18 protein-coding genes and 5 tRNA genes are annotated in these 15,043 nt (G+C 69.4%); 17 read left to right on the top strand and 6 right to left on the bottom strand.

What is annotated here, in order from left to right:
• The first annotated feature begins 238 nt into the window (after positions 1 to 238).
• The 9 genes from ACFY16_RS28895 (at position 239) to ACFY16_RS28855 (ending at position 4,254) form a co-directional block, all read left to right on the top strand.
• The gene (locus tag ACFY16_RS28895; protein ID WP_390650108.1) at positions 239 to 427 is read left to right on the top strand and encodes a hypothetical protein; all 189 of its coding nucleotides are present in this window, start codon (positions 239 to 241) and stop codon (positions 425 to 427) included.
• Between the two features lie 193 nt (positions 428 to 620).
• Entirely contained in the window at positions 621 to 1,406 is a 786-nt protein-coding gene (locus ACFY16_RS28890) for a fumarylacetoacetate hydrolase family protein (RefSeq protein ID WP_390650107.1), read from the top strand.
• Positions 1,390 to 2,874 carry a glutamate--tRNA ligase gene (gene gltX, locus ACFY16_RS28885; protein WP_390650106.1) on the top strand — a complete coding sequence of 495 codons (1,485 nt, stop codon included), beginning with the start codon at positions 1,390 to 1,392 and terminating at the stop codon, positions 2,872 to 2,874. The genes ACFY16_RS28890 and gltX overlap by 17 nt, the downstream gene beginning before the upstream one ends.
• 97 nt (positions 2,875 to 2,971) lie before the next feature.
• Positions 2,972 to 3,703: an HAD family hydrolase gene (locus tag ACFY16_RS28880; protein ID WP_390650105.1), complete on the top strand. Its 732-nt coding sequence runs from the start codon at positions 2,972 to 2,974 to the stop codon at positions 3,701 to 3,703.
• Positions 3,704 to 3,794: 91 nt separating this feature from the next.
• Positions 3,795 to 3,866, top strand: a tRNA-Gln gene (locus ACFY16_RS28875).
• A 21-nt stretch (positions 3,867 to 3,887) separates the two neighbouring features.
• Positions 3,888 to 3,960, top strand: a tRNA-Glu gene (locus ACFY16_RS28870).
• 28 nt (positions 3,961 to 3,988) lie between these two features.
• Positions 3,989 to 4,061, top strand: a tRNA-Glu gene (locus tag ACFY16_RS28865).
• A 20-nt stretch (positions 4,062 to 4,081) separates the two neighbouring features.
• Positions 4,082 to 4,153 (top strand) — tRNA-Gln (locus ACFY16_RS28860).
• Positions 4,154 to 4,181: 28 nt separating this feature from the next.
• Positions 4,182 to 4,254 (top strand) — tRNA-Glu (locus ACFY16_RS28855).
• Between the two features lie 56 nt (positions 4,255 to 4,310).
• Here the strand turns inward: ACFY16_RS28855 and ACFY16_RS28850 are convergent.
• Positions 4,311 to 4,955: a MerR family transcriptional regulator gene (locus ACFY16_RS28850; protein WP_390650104.1), complete on the bottom strand. Its 645-nt coding sequence runs from the start codon at positions 4,953 to 4,955 to the stop codon at positions 4,311 to 4,313.
• Positions 4,956 to 5,045: 90 nt separating this feature from the next.
• Between ACFY16_RS28850 and ACFY16_RS28845 the strand changes: the two genes are divergently transcribed.
• The gene (locus ACFY16_RS28845; RefSeq protein WP_390650103.1) at positions 5,046 to 5,564 is read left to right on the top strand and encodes a DUF4188 domain-containing protein; all 519 of its coding nucleotides are present in this window, start codon (positions 5,046 to 5,048) and stop codon (positions 5,562 to 5,564) included.
• Between the two features lie 81 nt (positions 5,565 to 5,645).
• Here ACFY16_RS28845 and ndgR read toward each other — a convergent pair whose 3' ends face one another.
• Entirely contained in the window at positions 5,646 to 6,362 is a 717-nt protein-coding gene (gene ndgR / locus ACFY16_RS28840) for an IclR family transcriptional regulator NdgR (RefSeq protein WP_390650102.1), read from the bottom strand.
• A 188-nt stretch (positions 6,363 to 6,550) separates the two neighbouring features.
• Here ndgR and leuC point away from each other — a divergent pair, with 188 nt between their 5' ends.
• From leuC to ACFY16_RS28820, 4 genes are all read left to right on the top strand, one after another.
• Entirely contained in the window at positions 6,551 to 7,981 is a 1,431-nt protein-coding gene (leuC, locus tag ACFY16_RS28835) for a 3-isopropylmalate dehydratase large subunit (protein WP_390650101.1), read from the top strand.
• Between the two features lie 5 nt (positions 7,982 to 7,986).
• The gene (leuD, locus tag ACFY16_RS28830) at positions 7,987 to 8,580 is read left to right on the top strand and encodes a 3-isopropylmalate dehydratase small subunit (protein ID WP_390650100.1); all 594 of its coding nucleotides are present in this window, start codon (positions 7,987 to 7,989) and stop codon (positions 8,578 to 8,580) included.
• 263 nt (positions 8,581 to 8,843) lie between these two features.
• Entirely contained in the window at positions 8,844 to 9,074 is a 231-nt protein-coding gene (locus ACFY16_RS28825) for a hypothetical protein (protein ID WP_390650099.1), read from the top strand.
• A gap of 137 nt (positions 9,075 to 9,211) precedes the next feature.
• Positions 9,212 to 9,862: an HU family DNA-binding protein gene (locus ACFY16_RS28820; RefSeq protein ID WP_351145015.1), complete on the top strand. Its 651-nt coding sequence runs from the start codon at positions 9,212 to 9,214 to the stop codon at positions 9,860 to 9,862.
• A gap of 78 nt (positions 9,863 to 9,940) precedes the next feature.
• Here the strand turns inward: ACFY16_RS28820 and ACFY16_RS28815 are convergent, their stop codons facing one another.
• A complete protein-coding gene (locus ACFY16_RS28815; protein WP_351145014.1) occupies positions 9,941 to 10,144 on the bottom strand; it encodes a hypothetical protein in 204 nt (67 codons plus the stop codon).
• 123 nt (positions 10,145 to 10,267) lie between these two features.
• Positions 10,268 to 10,906: a 2-phospho-L-lactate guanylyltransferase gene (cofC, locus tag ACFY16_RS28810; RefSeq protein ID WP_390650098.1), complete on the bottom strand. Its 639-nt coding sequence runs from the start codon at positions 10,904 to 10,906 to the stop codon at positions 10,268 to 10,270.
• Between the two features lie 155 nt (positions 10,907 to 11,061).
• Here cofC and ACFY16_RS28805 point away from each other — a divergent pair, with 155 nt between their 5' ends.
• From ACFY16_RS28805 to ACFY16_RS28795, 3 genes are read left to right on the top strand one after another with little or no spacing between them, the layout of a single operon-like run.
• Positions 11,062 to 11,910, top strand: coding sequence for a lysophospholipid acyltransferase family protein (locus tag ACFY16_RS28805; RefSeq protein ID WP_390650097.1), 849 nt, complete (start codon positions 11,062 to 11,064; stop codon positions 11,908 to 11,910).
• The gene (locus tag ACFY16_RS28800) at positions 11,907 to 12,917 is read left to right on the top strand and encodes an NAD(P)H-dependent glycerol-3-phosphate dehydrogenase (RefSeq protein WP_390650096.1); all 1,011 of its coding nucleotides are present in this window, start codon (positions 11,907 to 11,909) and stop codon (positions 12,915 to 12,917) included. The genes ACFY16_RS28805 and ACFY16_RS28800 overlap by 4 nt, the downstream gene beginning before the upstream one ends.
• A gap of 59 nt (positions 12,918 to 12,976) precedes the next feature.
• Positions 12,977 to 14,134, top strand: a complete 1,158-nt coding sequence (locus ACFY16_RS28795; protein ID WP_390650095.1) for a D-alanine--D-alanine ligase family protein — start codon at positions 12,977 to 12,979, stop codon at positions 14,132 to 14,134.
• Between the two features lie 21 nt (positions 14,135 to 14,155).
• Here the strand turns inward: ACFY16_RS28795 and ACFY16_RS28790 are convergent, their stop codons facing one another.
• Entirely contained in the window at positions 14,156 to 14,647 is a 492-nt protein-coding gene (locus ACFY16_RS28790) for a DUF3515 domain-containing protein (RefSeq protein ID WP_390650094.1), read from the bottom strand.
• Positions 14,648 to 14,667: 20 nt separating this feature from the next.
• The gene (locus ACFY16_RS28785) at positions 14,668 to 14,901 is read right to left on the bottom strand and encodes an Lrp/AsnC family transcriptional regulator (protein ID WP_003997603.1); all 234 of its coding nucleotides are present in this window, start codon (positions 14,899 to 14,901) and stop codon (positions 14,668 to 14,670) included.
• Positions 14,902 to 15,043 lie beyond the last annotated feature (142 nt).

The raw sequence follows: 15,043 nt of genomic DNA, 5'->3' as shown, positions 1-15,043 counted from the left end.
GATGGCTTCAGGGGGTCAATGTCCGTTTCGTTGGGATGGATTGCGGGCCTGAATTGACCGGTTTGAGCGCCAGTTCGTGAGCAAACTCACATGCAGATCATGGGCTCTTCACGTCTTCGACGGGAATCTGCATGTTTAGCCTGACGCTTTACAAAGGGCATCGCTCTGACAACCCGCGCCCGTGCGGGGGGCCTTGACGTCCTCCCGAGCGCCCGAAACGACAAGGTCTCGTACAACCGTGAAGACGACGATGATGTTCCGCACGATAGCCAACCCGCGGCGCACGACGCTGGCGCACCTCGACGACGCCGACGAACTGCAGACCCCGGACCAGCCGGAGCACTCCGTCGACCTCCCCGCGCAGACCGCCAACCCCCGGCGCACCATCCTGATGGAGGTCCCCGCCGCGGCCGCCGCCGCCGAGTAGTACACGCACCGGCCGCCGAACACTCACGACGGCCCGTACGGATGCCAAGGGCGCCCACCACTCGGTGGGCGCCCTTCGTCATGGGTTTCGCCGTCCGTGGCGCACCGGCCGTAATGCGCGAGGCCCGGGCCCCCTGCCGCGTTAGCCTGGAGCGTCAGACTCCAGCCAGCTCAGTCAAGGGGCCAAGCATCCCGTGCGCATCGCCAGGTTCTCCATCGACGGGAACGTCGCCTTCGGCGCGGTCGAGGGCGACAAGCAGGACGAACTCGTCCTGGACATCATCAAGGGCATCCCGTTCACGGACTTCGAGCTCTCCGGTACGAAGGTGCCGCTGAGCAAGGTCAGGCTGCTGCCGCCCGTGCTCCCCAACAAGGTCGTGGCCTTCGGCCGCAACTACGCGGAGCACGCGAAGGAGCTGGGCAACGAGGTGCCGGACGCCCCGTTCGCCTTCTTCAAGCCGTCCACCTCGGTGATCGGCCCGGGTGACGAGATCCAGTACCCCTCCTTCTCCCAGGAAGTGCACCACGAGGCCGAGCTGGCCGTCGTGATCGGCCGTATGTGCCGCGAGGTCCCGCGCGAGCGCGTCAAGGACGTGATCTTCGGCTACACCTGCGCCAACGACATCACCGCCCGCGACGTCCAGAAGCGCGAGAAGCAGTGGGCACGGGCCAAGGGCTTCGACACGTCCTGCCCGCTCGGCCCCTGGGTGGAGACCGGCCTGGACCTCGCCGCCGCGTCCGACCTGACCGTCCAGCTGACGGTCAACGGCCAGCAGCGCCAGCTCGGCCGCACCAGCGAGATGATCCACTCGATCGAGGATCTGATCGTCAACATCACCGAGGCCATGACGCTGCTCCCCGGCGACGTGATCCTCACGGGCACCCCGGCAGGGGTCGGCCCCCTGGTCGTCGGCGACGAGGTCGCCGTCACCATCGAAGGCATCGGCACTCTCACCAACAAGGTTGTCAAGCGTGGCTAGCGCACCCGTCCGCGTACGTTTCTGCCCGTCGCCCACCGGTAACCCCCACGTGGGCCTGGTCCGCACCGCCCTGTTCAACTGGGCGTTCGCCCGGCACCACCAGGGCACCCTGGTCTTCCGCATCGAGGACACCGACGCGGCCCGCGACTCCGAGGAGTCCTACAACCAGCTGCTCGACTCGATGCGCTGGCTGGGCTTCGACTGGGACGAGGGCCCCGAGGTCGGCGGCCCGCACGCGCCGTACCGCCAGTCGCAGCGCATGGACCTCTACAAGGACGTGGCCGAGAAGCTTCTCGCCGCCGGTCACGCCTACCGCTGCTACTGCTCCCAGGAGGAGCTGGACACCCGCCGCGAGGCCGCCCGCGCCGCCGGCAGGCCCTCCGGCTACGACGGCCACTGCCGCGACCTGACCGCCGAGCAGGTCGAGGAGTACAAGGCCCAGGGCCGCAGCCCGATCGTCCGCTTCCGGATGCCCGACGAGACGATCACCTTCGACGACCTGGTTCGCGGCGAGCTGACGTTCACGCCGGAGAACGTCCCCGACTACGGCATCGTCCGCGCCAACGGCGCGCCCCTCTACACGCTGGTCAACCCGGTCGACGACGCCCTGATGGAGATCACCCACGTCCTGCGCGGCGAGGACCTGCTCTCTTCCACCCCGCGGCAGATCGCCCTGTACAAGGCGCTGATCGAGCTGGGCATCGCCAAGCGGATCCCGGAGTTCGGCCACCTGCCGTACGTGATGGGCGAGGGCAACAAGAAGCTCTCCAAGCGTGACCCGCAGTCGTCGCTCAACCTCTACCGCGAGCGCGGCTTCCTCCCGGAGGGCCTGCTCAACTACCTCTCCCTGCTCGGCTGGTCGCTCTCGGCCGACCAGGACATCTTCGGCATCGGCGAGATGGTCGCGGCCTTCGACATCAAGGACGTGAACCCCAACCCGGCCCGCTTCGACCTCAAGAAGTGTGAGGCGATCAACGCCGACCACATCCGCCTGCTGGATGTGAAGGACTTCACGGAGCGCTGCCGCCCCTGGCTGCAGGCCCCGTTCGCCGCCTGGGCGCCGGAGGACTTCGACGAGGCCAAGTGGCAGGCCGTCGCGCCGCACGCGCAGACCCGCCTGAAGGTCCTCTCCGAGATCACGGACAACGTCGACTTCCTGTTCCTGCCGGAACCGGTCTTCGACGAGGCGAGCTGGACGAAGGCCATGAAGGAGGGCTCGGACGCCCTGCTCCGCACGGCCCGCGAGAAGCTCGAGTCCGCCGACTGGACCTCCGCCGAGTCCCTGAAGGAGGCCGTCCTGGCCGCCGGCGAGGCCCACGGCCTCAAGCTCGGCAAGGCCCAGGCCCCGGTCCGCGTCGCCGTCACCGGTCGCACGGTCGGCCTCCCGCTCTTCGAGTCCCTGGAGATCCTGGGCAAGGAGAAGACGCTGGCCCGCGTCGACGCGGCACTGGCGAAGCTGACCGCGTAACCCACGCGCGCGTGAGGGGCGGCACCCGGTGGACCGGGGTGCCGCCCCTTCGCCGTATCGCAGGACGGGCCCGCGGGAGCCGGGTTACCGTCGGATCATGAGCATCCGAGCCGTGGTCTGGGACGTCGACGACACCCTCTTCGACTACACGACCGCGGACCGCGAGGGCATGCGCGCGCACCTCGGGGCCGAGGGGCTGATCGACGGGTACGGCACTCCGGAGCAGGCTCTCGCGCACTGGAGAGAGATCACCGACCTGCAGTGGGCGCGGTTCGCGGCGGGGGAGATCTCCTTCGAGGGGCAGCGGCGGGACCGCGTACGGGTCTTCCTGGAGGTGGAGCTGAGCGACGCCGAGGCCGACGCCTGGTTCGAGCGCTACATGGGGCACTACGAGACCGCCTGGGCCCTCTTCCCGGACGTCCTGCCGGCCCTGGACGCCCTCGCGGCCAGCCACCGACACGCCGTGCTCTCCAACTCCAGCCTCCACGTGCAGGACCGCAAGCTGCGCGTGCTCGGCGTGCGCGACCGCTTCGAGGCCGTCCTGTGTGCCGCGGAGCTCGGCGTCTCCAAGCCCGAGGCCGAGGCCTTCCACGCGGCCTGCGATGCCCTGGAACTCGCCCCGCACCAGGTCGCGTACGTCGGCGACCACCCGGAGATCGACGGCCGGGGCGCGGCTGACGCCGGCCTGCTGTCGGTCTGGATCGACCGTGACGGGCAGTACGCGACCGTCGACGCACCGGCGGGACCGCACCGGATCGTCTCCCTCGCCGAACTTCCCGCGATCCTTGGCACGGATAGTCGTTTTGGAGCCCCGTCCACCTTCAGGTAATGTTCTTCCTGCGCCGCCGGAGAGCGGGCCGAAAGGCCGGAATCCGGGGGAGCAAACTAGAACAAGATCCCCTCAGGGGCTTGCGTTCCAGTGGCCTATGGTGTAATTGGCAGCACGACTGATTCTGGTTCAGTTAGTCTTGGTTCGAGTCCAGGTAGGCCAGCTCGCAGAGCTCATCTGCAAAGCCCCCGTTGTGTAGCGGCCTAGCACGCTGCCCTCTCAAGGCAGTAGCGCCGGTTCGAATCCGGTCGGGGGTACTGATCCTGATCCGTCGGGATCGCTAGGGCCCCCGTTGTGTAGCGGCCTAGCACGCCGCCCTCTCAAGGCGGTAGCGCCGGTTCGAATCCGGTCGGGGGTACAAACTGGTCTAAACCACATTGGTCTATGGTGTAATTGGCAGCACGACTGATTCTGGTTCAGTTAGTCTTGGTTCGAGTCCAGGTAGACCAGCTCGGATCTGCGGAAACGTTAGATCCTCGCCCCCGTTGTGTAGCGGCCTAGCACGCCGCCCTCTCAAGGCGGTAGCGCCGGTTCGAATCCGGTCGGGGGTACGAGTCCGATGGGCCTCCACTTCGGTGGGGGCCCATCGGCGTATCCGGGCCCGGCCCTACTCGAAGCCGTACCGTCGCGCCGACTCCTCCTCCTGTGCCAGCCGGTGCAGAGCTCGCAGGACGGGCTCGAAGAGGATCGCCGCCGCGACCGCCGTCTCCACCTTCTCCGCCTCGGAGGGGTGGGTCTCCACGAAGTCCAGGTCGCGCACGGCCGCCTGGTGCATCAACTCGGCGTAGGGCAGCATCAGTTCGGCGTCCCAGGCGTAGCCGAGCCGCCGAAGTGTGGCCACCGCCACCACCAGCGAACGGTGTGCGGGGGAGATCGAGCTCAGGGCCTGGGCGTTGGACCAGCCGAGCATCTCCATCACCTGGTCCACCTCGCGGCCGGCCGCCCGCACCTCCTCGTCGTCAGCGTCCGGTTCGGGTACCTGCGGCAGCGCCCACAGCGCCGCGCCCAGCCGGATCGTGCGCCCCAGGGAGTCGTCGTCGATGTGCTTGAGCACCTCCCGGGCGGTCGCCACCGGCACCCGGCCCACCTGGATCAGCGCCCGCACCAGCCGCAGCCGGCGCAGATGCCCCTCGTCGTACTCGGCCGTGGTCGCGCTGATCTGGCGGCCCGGCGCCAACAGGCCTTCGCGCAGGTAGTACTTGATCGTCGCGGTGGACACACCGCTGCGCTTGCTCAGCTCGGCCAGCCGCATCTCTTGCGCCCCTCATTGGATACCGACACTATCCAAGCATGGCCAATTGGATAGCGCCGCTCGCCAACCAGACCGCAAGGGGGAAGCGTCATGTTCGGTAAGCCCGTCACCGCAGGCCGTACGACCGCGGCAGCAGAGGGGGACGTGGTCGTTCTTCTGATCGGCATGCGCATCAACCACTTCTGGGCCGTGCACCACTGGTTCCCGGTGTTCGTGGGGATGCCGCGCATGCTGCGCGAACTGCAGAAGGCCCCCGAGCGCGGTCTCCTCAGCCATGTGCTGCTGACGGCCTCCCCGCGGACGTACTACGTCGTCCAGTACTGGGAGTCCAAGGAGAAGCTCTATGCGTACGCGTCGTCCCCCGACACGTTCCACCACCGGGCTTGGGCGGTCATGAACCGCAAGGAGAAGGAGGGGAAGGCCCGGCAGCACGTGGGGCTCTGGCATGAGACCTACGTCGTCCCCGAGGGGTCGTACGAGTCGATCTACGGGGACATGCCGGCGTTCGGGCTCGCGGCCGCGCACGGTCAGCTGCCGCTGGAGAAGCGGGGGCGGCGGGCGAAGGACCGGTTCGCTTACCGGTCGGCGAAGGCGTCCAAGGACGCCTGAGACGGGTGAGACGTCTGAGACGGGGGACGGGCCTGCCGCGGCGTTGAGGCCGGCCCTTTCCCGTAGACGTGCCGCCGGCGGTCAGCCGGTGCGGCGCAGTGCCTCGGAGAGGCGGCCGGCCGCGTCGATGACCGCCTGGGCGTGCATACGGCCCGGGTGGCGCGTCAGGCGCTCGATGGGGCCGGAGACGGAGACGGCGGCCACCACACGGTTGGACGGGCCGCGTACGGGCGCGGAGACGGACGCGACGCCGGGCTCGCGCTCGCCGATGGACTGGGCCCAGCCCCGGCGCCGTACGCCCGAGAGCGCCGTGGCCGTGAAGCGGGCGCCCTGGAGACCGCGGTGCAGGCGCTCCGGCTCCTCCCAGGCCATCAGGATCTGGGCCGAGGAGCCCGCCTTCATCGTGAGCGTCGAGCCGACCGGCACCGTGTCCCGGAGGCCGGAGAGGCGTTCCGCCGCGGCGACGCAGATGCGCATCTCACCCTGGCGGCGATAGAGCTGCGCGCTCTCGCCCGTGACGTCACGGAGGTGGGTGAGCACCGGGCCCGCCGTGGCGAGGAGGCGGTCCTCGCCGGCGGCCGCGGCCAGCTCGGCCAGGCGCGGTCCGAGAATGAACCGCCCTTGCATGTCACGTGCCACCATGCGGTGGTGTTCCAGGGCCACGGCCAGTCGGTGGGCCGTGGGTCGTGCCAGTCCGGTGGCCGCCACCAACCCCGCGAGGGTGGCCGGACCGGACTCCAGAGCGCTCAGGACAAGGGCTGCCTTGTCCAGAACGCCGACGCCGCTACTGTTGTCCATGCAACGATACTCGCGTCTCACTCTGTGAAACGCAAGTTCAATTTTCAGTGAGACGCGCAACCCTTGTATGCACAGCGGCCCGCGGACCAACGGGCCTGGCGGCGGGTGCCCGTATGCAGGGGCTCGGGTGCCGCCACCTCAAGATCTCTAGTTGGGCCGGTGCACGCTTGCCGGCCGGAGGGAAAGCGATGGGTAGGACACTCGCGGAGAAGGTCTGGGACGACCACGTCGTCCGGCGCGCCGAGGGCGAGCCCGACCTCCTCTTCATCGATCTGCACCTGCTGCACGAGGTGACCAGCCCGCAGGCCTTCGACGGCCTCCGTCAGGCGGGTCGCCGGGTGCGGCGGCTCGACCTCACCATCGCGACCGAGGATCACAACACCCCGACCCTCGACATCGACAAGCCCATCGCGGACCCGGTCTCCCGGGCCCAGCTGGAGACGCTGCGCAAGAACTGCGCCGAGTTCGGTGTGCGCCTGCACCCGCTGGGCGACGTCGAGCAGGGCGTCGTGCATGTCGTCGGCCCGCAGCTGGGCCTGACCCAGCCCGGTACGACGGTCGTCTGCGGTGACTCCCACACCTCCACGCACGGTGCCTTCGGCGCGCTGGCGTTCGGCATCGGCACCTCCCAGGTGGAGCACGTGCTGGCCACCCAGACGCTGCCGCTGGCCCGCCCGAAGACGATGGCCATCACCGTCGACGGCGAGCTGCCCGACGGTGTGACGGCCAAGGACCTGATCCTGGCGATCATCGCCAAGATCGGTACGGGTGGCGGCCAGGGCTACATCCTGGAATACCGCGGCTCTGCCATCGAGAAGCTCTCGATGGAGGCCCGGATGACCATCTGCAACATGTCGATCGAGGCCGGCGCCCGCGCGGGCATGATCGCCCCCGACGAGACGACCTTCGACTACATCAAGGGCCGCGCCCACGCCCCCGAGGGCGAGGACTGGGACGCCGCCGTCGCGTACTGGAAGACCCTGAAGACGGACGAGGACGCGGAATTCGACGCGGAGGTCGTCATCGACGCCGCCTCGCTCGCGCCGTTCGTCACCTGGGGCACCAACCCCGGCCAGGGTGCGCCGCTTTCGTCCGAGGTCCCCGACCCGGCTTCGTACGAAGACGCTTCGGAGCGCCTGGCCGCCGAAAAGGCCCTGGAATACATGGGGTTGGAGGCCGGTCAGCCGCTGCGCTCCATCAAGGTGGACACCGTCTTCGTAGGCTCCTGCACCAACGGCCGCATCGAGGACCTGCGCGCCGCCGCCGCGATCGTCGAGGGCCGCAAAGTCGCCGACGGCGTACGGATGCTGGTCGTCCCCGGCTCCGCGCGGGTCGGTCTGCAGGCCGTCTCCGAGGGCCTGGACGTCGTCTTCAAGGAGGCCGGCGCCGAGTGGCGGCACGCGGGCTGCTCGATGTGTCTGGGCATGAACCCCGACCAGCTGGCCCCGGGTGAGCGCTCCGCGTCCACCTCCAACCGCAACTTCGAGGGCCGGCAGGGCAAGGGCGGCCGTACGCACCTGGTGTCGCCGCAGGTCGCGGCCGCTACGGCGGTCCTGGGCCACCTGGCGTCCCCCGCCGACCTGTCCGACGCCGACACCCGTACGCCCGCTGGAGTCTGAGAGTCATGGAAGCATTCACCACGCACACCGGCCGGGCCGTCCCGCTGCGCCGCAGCAACGTCGACACCGACCAGATCATCCCTGCTCACTGGCTCAAGAAGGTGACCAGGGACGGGTTCGAGGACGGGCTGTTCGAGGCCTGGCGCAAGGACTCCTCGTTCATCCTCAACCAGCCCGAGCGGCAGGGCGCCACCGTCCTGGTGGCCGGCCCCGACTTCGGCACCGGCTCCTCCCGTGAGCACGCCGTCTGGGCGCTGCAGAACTACGGCTTCAAGGCCGTGATCTCCTCCCGCTTCGCCGACATCTTCCGCGGCAACTCGCTCAAGAACGGCCTGCTCACGGTGGTTCTGGAGCAGAAGATCGTGGACGCGCTGCAGGAACTCACCGAGCAGGACCCGCAGGCCGAGATCACGGTCGACCTTCAGGCCCGCGAGGTGCGCGCCGAGGGCATCACCGCCTCCTTCGAGCTGGACGAGAACTCCCGCTGGCGGCTGCTGAACGGGCTGGACGACATCTCCATCACCCTCCAGAACGAGGCCGACATCGCCGCGTACGAGACCAAGCGCCCGTCGTACAAGCCGCGCACGCTCGAGGTCTGACGCAGAGGCCTGGCCGGGTCGACTTTCGGCCACGCAACACTCCGCCTGTACCCCCGATCGCCACGATTGGGGGTACAGCCATGTCTGCACCCGAACGGCCCTGCCGGTCCGCACCCCACCCCTCAACTTCCCGCGTTACGAAGGTGGTTGGCCGGGTACGCGATTCCCGTGGCCGGGGCCTCGGCCGATGCCCGAACGGCCGTTTGCGGCGATAGTTGCACCCTGCGCAGGCGACAACTCGCCCCAGATGGCACAATCTGTGCATGGAACACGACGGCCAACTCGAGCTCTATGCGGCGGTCGCGGACCGACTGAAGGAAGCGCACGCAAGAGTGCGCTCACTGCAAGTCCCGGAGGGCGTACGGATGGCGCTGACCCGGAAGCTGCTGGTCATTACGGCCGCGGCCAAGCACGATCTCGCCGATGCGACAAGGCGTCTGGAGCGGTTCATGGCGGACCTCGACGAGGGCCGATTCCTCGAAGAGGAACGCTGATCGCGTCCAGGACAGCCGAGTTCGTTGCGGCACGAGGGTGATTAGCCCGTTTCGTGTTTGATTTGCGGTATATATCTGCCTAACGTGCGAAAAGGCTTGAACACTTTCGTTCTGGCAATGTCTCCGAAGGGGAAGACGTGAACAAGGCGCAGCTCGTAGAAGCGATTGCCGACAAGATGGGTGGCCGCCAGCAGGCCGCCGATGCTGTCGACGCGGTCCTGGACGCCCTCGTCCGAGCGGTCGTCGCGGGTGAGCGAGTTTCGGTCACCGGGTTCGGTTCGTTCGAGAAGGTCGACCGTCCGGCCCGTTACGCCCGCAACCCCCAGACCGGCGAGCGTGTCCGGGTCAAGAAGACCTCCGTGCCGCGCTTCCGCGCGGGCCAGGGGTTCAAGGACCTGGTCAGCGGCTCGAAGAAGCTCCCGCGCGGCGGCGAGGTCGCCGTGAAGAAGGCGCCCAAGGGCAGTCTGACCGGCGGTGCCGCCGCGACGGTCAAGAAGGCCGCCGCGAAGAAGGCCACCACCAAGGCCGCCGCGAAGAAGACCACGGCGAAGAAGGCCGCCGCGAAGAAGACCACGGCGGCGGCCGCGAAGAAGACCACGGCGAAGAAGACGACCGCCAAGAAGACCACGGCGGCGGCCGCCAAGAAGACGACCGCGGCGAAGAAGACCGCCACGGCCAAGAAGGCGACGGCGAAGAAGGCCCCGGCGAAGAAGGCCACCACCAAGGCCGCCCCCGCCAAGAAGTCGACCGCTCGCAAGACCACCGCCAAGAAGGCCGCCGCTCGCTAGCAGGGCAGGCACAGGGCACTCACGCGCCGGGCCGGACTCCCTCTCGGAGTCCGGCCCGCGGCGTTTCCGCGAGCCCGCTCAGAAGGTGTGCAACGTCACCAGGGTGGCCCGCCGGGCGTCCCCTTCGCCCTCGGTCTCCACCCGCACCCGCTGCCCCGGGCGCAACAGCCTCAGCCCCCCGGCGTCGAACGCCGGCGCGTCGAAGGGCACCGGCGTGCCGTCGTCCAACAGCACCTGTCCGCTGCGGGTCTCGGGGTCGTACGTGTATGCGGTCGCCTGCATGGCGGCAGCCTACTGCCCGGGGGCGGGGAGCCGCGCGGCGGCGGAGGCTGTCCGGGGCTCGGGGTTCTGTGGGGGCTCCGTGGGGGCTTGCGGCTGGGTGATCCGCGGCTGCGTGGTGGGGGCTCATTGCCCGGGGATCAGGAGGCGTGCGGCGACGGTGGCCGTTCGGGGTCCCACCCCCAATGCCAGTGCCGTGCGCAGGTCATCGCCGGTGTCGACGTCCTGGCGTACGGAATCCACGGCGTCGAGGTGGAGTTCCATCGCGCCGGACGCGCGATGGCGGGCCCGGGAATCGGGGCCGAATGCGGGAAGCAATTCCCGGCCCGAAGCGGCGGCCAGCAGAGTCGTGCCGATTGCGGCCGCATCGGGGAGAAAGGCGCGCGGGAATTCCGCGGCCGCCTCCAGAACGCGAGCCAATTCCAGGGGGCGCAGGGCCGGCAGATCGGCGTTCAGGGCCGCCACGGGGCAGGCGGGACGTGAGGCGCGTACGACGGCCGCCCCGTGGGCCAGAGCGGCGTTCAGGCCGCCCCCGGGCTCGCCGGAGACGATCCGGGCGCCCAGGGCCGCCAACTCCCGGCCGGCCAGCTCGTCGTCCGTGACGACCGCCACATCCTCGACCGCCGGGCTGGCCAGCGCGGCGGCCACGGTGTCCTGGGCGAAGGCGAGGGCGAGTCCCGGGCGCAGCCCGCCGGTGGCGGTGTCCGAGAGCCTGCTCTTGGCCCGCGCCAGAGGCTTCAGGGGTATGACCAAGGTCCACTGCACGAGCGTTGAGCCCCTCTCTTGTCGCGGCCATTGTCACCCGGCCCATCCGGGGGCCGGGGTGGTGGGGCGTACGGTGTTCTCGACAGACCGGCGGCCCGGGGCGACACTTGTGCGGCCCCCAGCCCTGGGAGGAAGCCCTAGAGGAAGGTGTCCGCGTGCCCCGCCGCAGAATCGGCTTCTGGTATCGCTTCGCCGCGGTGCTGTGCAAACCGCCGTTGGTGGCGTTGATCAAGCGAGACTGGCGTGGAATGGAACACATTCCGGCCGAGGGTGGATTTATCACCGCGGTGAACCACAATTCGCACATCGATCCCTTCGCATATGCGCACTATCAGTACAACACCGGACGGGTTCCGCGATTCCTGGCGAAGAGCGGCCTTTTCCGGAAGGGATTCGTCGGTGCCGCGATGCGCGGCACCGGACAGATTCCCGTCTATCGCGAGAGCACCGACGCACTGAGCGCCTTCCGGGCCGCGATCGACGCCGTGGAGCGCGGCGAGTGCGTCGCCTTCTACCCCGAGGGCACCCTCACCCGCGATCCGGACGGCTGGCCCATGACCGGCAAGACCGGTGCCGCACGCGTCGCCCTGCAGACCAAGTGCCCGGTGATCCCGGTCGCCCAGTGGGGGGCCAACGAGCTGCTGCCGCCGTACGCGAAGAAGCCCAATCTCCTTCCGCGCAAGACCCACCATGTGCTCGCGGGCCCGCCCGTGGACCTCTCCGGCTTCTACGACAGGGAGATGACCCCGGACGTCCTGAAAGAGGCCACCGAGGTCATCATGGCCGCCATCACCCGCCTGCTGGAGGAGATCCGCGGCGAGCGGGCGCCCGAGACGCCGTACGACCCGCGCCGGGAGCGGATCGAGCAGCGGCGCCGCACCCAGGCGCAGACGGAGCCGCAGGTGCGCGGCCAGGCACAGCCGCAGACGGAGCCGCAGCCCCAGGTGCGCGGCCAGGCGCGGACGCAGGGGAAGGCCAGGCAGGAAGAGGGGCAGAGCAAGTGAGCGAGCCGGTCAAGGCGGCGGTCTTCAGCGCGGGTTCGTGGGGTACGGCCTTCGGCATCGTGCTCGCCGACGCCGGGTGCGAGGTGACCTTGTGGGCGCGCCGCGAAGAGGTCGCGGAAGCGATCAACTCCACCCGGACGAACCCCGACTACTTCCCGGGCGTCGAGCTCCCGGAGAACCTGCGGGCCACCACCGACCCGGCCGAGGCCGCCGCCGGCGCCGACTTCACCGTCCTCTCGGTCCCCTCGCAGACGCTGCGCGCCAACCTCGCCGAGTGGACACCGCTGCTCGCCCCCGGCACGGTCCTCGTCTCCCTCATGAAGGGCGTCGAACTCGGTACGACGATGCGGATGAGCGAGGTCATCGAGGACGTCGCCAAGGTCGCCCCCGAGCGGGTCGCCGTGGTCACCGGACCCAACCTGGCCCGGGAGATCGCCGCCCGGATGCCGGCCGCGGCCGTGGTCGCCTGCACCGACGAGGCCGTCGCCCAGCGCCTCCAGACCGCCTGCCACACGCCGTACTTCCGCCCGTACACCAACACGGACGTGGTGGGCTGCGAACTCGGCGGCGCGGTCAAGAACGTCATCGGCCTGGCCGTCGGCATCGCGGACGGCATGGGCCTCGGCGACAACGCCAAGGGCTCGCTCATCACGCGCGGCCTCGCCGAGACCACCCGGCTGGGCCTCGCCATGGGCGCCGACCCGCTGACCTTCTCCGGACTCGCGGGCCTGGGCGACCTGGTGGCGACCTGCTCCTCGCCGCTCTCCCGCAACCACACCTTCGGCACCAACCTCGGCAAGGGCATGACCCTCCAGGAGACCATCGCGGTCACCAAGCAGACCGCCGAGGGCGTCAAGTCCTGTGAGTCCGTGCTGGATCTGGCCCGCCGGCACGGTGTCGACATGCCCATCACCGAGACGGTGGTCGGCATCGTGCACGAGGGCAAGCCGCCGGTGGTCGCTCTCAAGGAGCTGATGTCGCGCAGCGCGAAGCCCGAGCGACGCTGAGCGAACCCGCCCCGCCGACGCTGTCTCCGGGCCCTACCACCGGGTACTCTCAACGCGATATGAGCACCGAGAACCTCCCCCAGAGCCCCGAGCAGCCGTCCCGTAAGCCGCGTGTGGCCGTCGTGTTCGGCGGACGCAGCTCCGAACACGGGATCTCCGTGGTCACCGCCGGCGCCGTACTGCGGGCGATCGACCGGACCAAGTACGAGGTCCTGCCGATCGGCATCACCCGGGACGGGCGTTGGGCCCTCACCGCCGACGAACCGGACCGCATGGCGATCAGCGAGCGCCGTACGCCCAGCGTCGAGGAGCTCGCCGAGTCCAGCGAGGGCGGCGTGGTGCTGCCCGTCGACCCGGCCAACCGCGAGGTCGTCTACGCCGAGCCCGGCTCGGTGCCCAAGGCCCTCGGCGAGGTCGACGTGGTCTTCCCGGTGCTGCACGGCCCGTACGGCGAGGACGGCACCCTCCAGGGCCTGCTGGAACTCTCCGGAGTCCCGTACGTGGGCGCGGGGGTGCTCGCCTCGGCCGTCGGCCAGGACAAGGAGTACATGAAGCGGGTGTTCACCTCGTTCGGGCTGAAGGTGGGCCCCTACGTGGTGATCCGGCCGCGCGAGTGGCAGCAGGACGAGTCGGCCGCCCGCAAGAAGATCGTCGACTTCGCCGGCGAGCACGGCTGGCCGCTGTTCGTGAAGCCCGCGCGCGCGGGTTCGTCGATCGGTATCACCAAGGTCGACGACCTCTCCGGGCTCGACGAGGCCGTCGCCGAGGCCCAGCGGCACGACCCGAAGATCCTCGTCGAGGCGGCGCTGCGCGGCCGTGAGATCGAGTGCGGTGTCCTGGAGTTCGAGGACGGACCCCGGGCCTCCGTCCCCGCGGAGATCCCGCCGCCGGACGCGCACGCGTACTACGACTTCGAGGCGAAGTACATCGACTCGACGCCGGGCCTCGTCCCGGCCCCGCTGACCCCCGAGGAGACGGCGCAGGTGCAGAAGCTCGCGGTCGACGCCTTCGAGGCGGCGTCCTGCGAGGGCCTGGTGCGGGCGGACTTCTTCCTCACGGAGGACGGGGAGTTCGTGATCAACGAGATCAACACCATGCCGGGCTTCACGCCGATCTCGATGTACCCGCAGATGTGGCAGGCGAGCGGGATCGGCTATGCGGAGCTGGTGGACAGGCTGGTGCAGGCGGCACTTCGCAGGCCGACGGGACTGCGCTGACCTGGTTTCCCAGGACAGGTCCTAGTCGGCAATCCCCTCCGGGATCGTTTTCTTGATGGCAGGCGCCAGATCGACCAGTGGCGCCATGCCGTCCCCGGTTCGCTTCGCGGGAATCGTCACCTCGACATACGCCTTGCGCAACGTCGTCGTGAACCGGAACGCTCCGTCGTCCTGCTTCTCCAGCAGCCACCCGGCCCCGTCCACCTCGACCCCGTCGGCCTCCGGGTCACTCATCTTCTCGGGCCTGGCGACACCGCAGCGCAGTATGATCGCCGGGTTCCCCCAGCCCGCGGTCAGCGAGGATACGGGCTCGGGGTCACGCCGGTTGAGACCGTCCACCTTCGACGGCAGCGCCTCGTCCAGGTTCCGGCACAACGTCGCGACCTTCGCGTCGGGGCTGGGAACCACCGCCGACGCGCTGCCGTCTGCTGATGAGCAGCCCGCGGCGGCGACGAGCAGGGCGAGCGCGGGCGGCCCGAGGACAATGCGGTGCCGGTGACGGGAGAAGTTCACCGGCCAAGGGTAGACGGGGGCTACAGATGGACCACCGGGCAGGTCAGGGTGCGGGTGATGCCGTCCACCTGCTGGACCTTGGCGACCACCATGCGACCGAGGTCGTCGACTGTGTCGGCCTGTGCGCGCACGATGACGTCGTACGGTCCCGTCACGTCCTCTGCCTGGATCACGCCAGGAATCTTGCTGATCGTCTCGGCGACGGTCGACGCTTTGCCGACCTCCGTCTGGATCAGGATGTACGCCTGTACCACGGAACCTCCAGGGCGGCCACGAGGATCATGTGGGGAAAAGGAACGCCACGGTATCGCGTCGCCGCTCGCCGCGGGGAGACCTGCGGCGCCCGGCGTCCCCGTGCCGGGGTCCAGGCACGACAGAAGTTGACGATCCCCTCGA

The organism is Streptomyces sp. NPDC001315 (assembly GCF_042896175.1).
Lineage (GTDB): Bacteria > Actinomycetota > Actinomycetes > Streptomycetales > Streptomycetaceae > Streptomyces.
This window is presented reverse-complemented; position numbering and strand designations above follow the sequence as displayed.

Bases quoted from the DNA above. Each gene is read 5' to 3' on its own strand.
- leuD (WP_390650100.1), top strand. From the start codon at position 7,987: ATGGAAGCATTCACCACGCACACCGGCCGGGCCGTCCCGCTGCGCCGC.
- leuC (WP_390650101.1), top strand. From the start codon at position 6,551: ATGGGTAGGACACTCGCGGAGAAGGTCTGGGACGACCACGTCGTCCGG.
- ACFY16_RS28825 (WP_390650099.1), top strand. From the start codon at position 8,844: ATGGAACACGACGGCCAACTCGAGCTCTATGCGGCGGTCGCGGACCGA.
- ACFY16_RS28795 (WP_390650095.1), top strand. From the start codon at position 12,977: ATGAGCACCGAGAACCTCCCCCAGAGCCCCGAGCAGCCGTCCCGTAAG.
- ACFY16_RS28845 (WP_390650103.1), top strand. From the start codon at position 5,046: ATGTTCGGTAAGCCCGTCACCGCAGGCCGTACGACCGCGGCAGCAGAG.
- ACFY16_RS28850 (WP_390650104.1), bottom strand. From the start codon at position 4,955: ATGCGGCTGGCCGAGCTGAGCAAGCGCAGCGGTGTGTCCACCGCGACG.
- ACFY16_RS28815 (WP_351145014.1), bottom strand. From the start codon at position 10,144: ATGCAGGCGACCGCATACACGTACGACCCCGAGACCCGCAGCGGACAG.
- ACFY16_RS28880 (WP_390650105.1), top strand. From the start codon at position 2,972: ATGAGCATCCGAGCCGTGGTCTGGGACGTCGACGACACCCTCTTCGAC.
- ndgR (WP_390650102.1), bottom strand. From the start codon at position 6,362: ATGGACAACAGTAGCGGCGTCGGCGTTCTGGACAAGGCAGCCCTTGTC.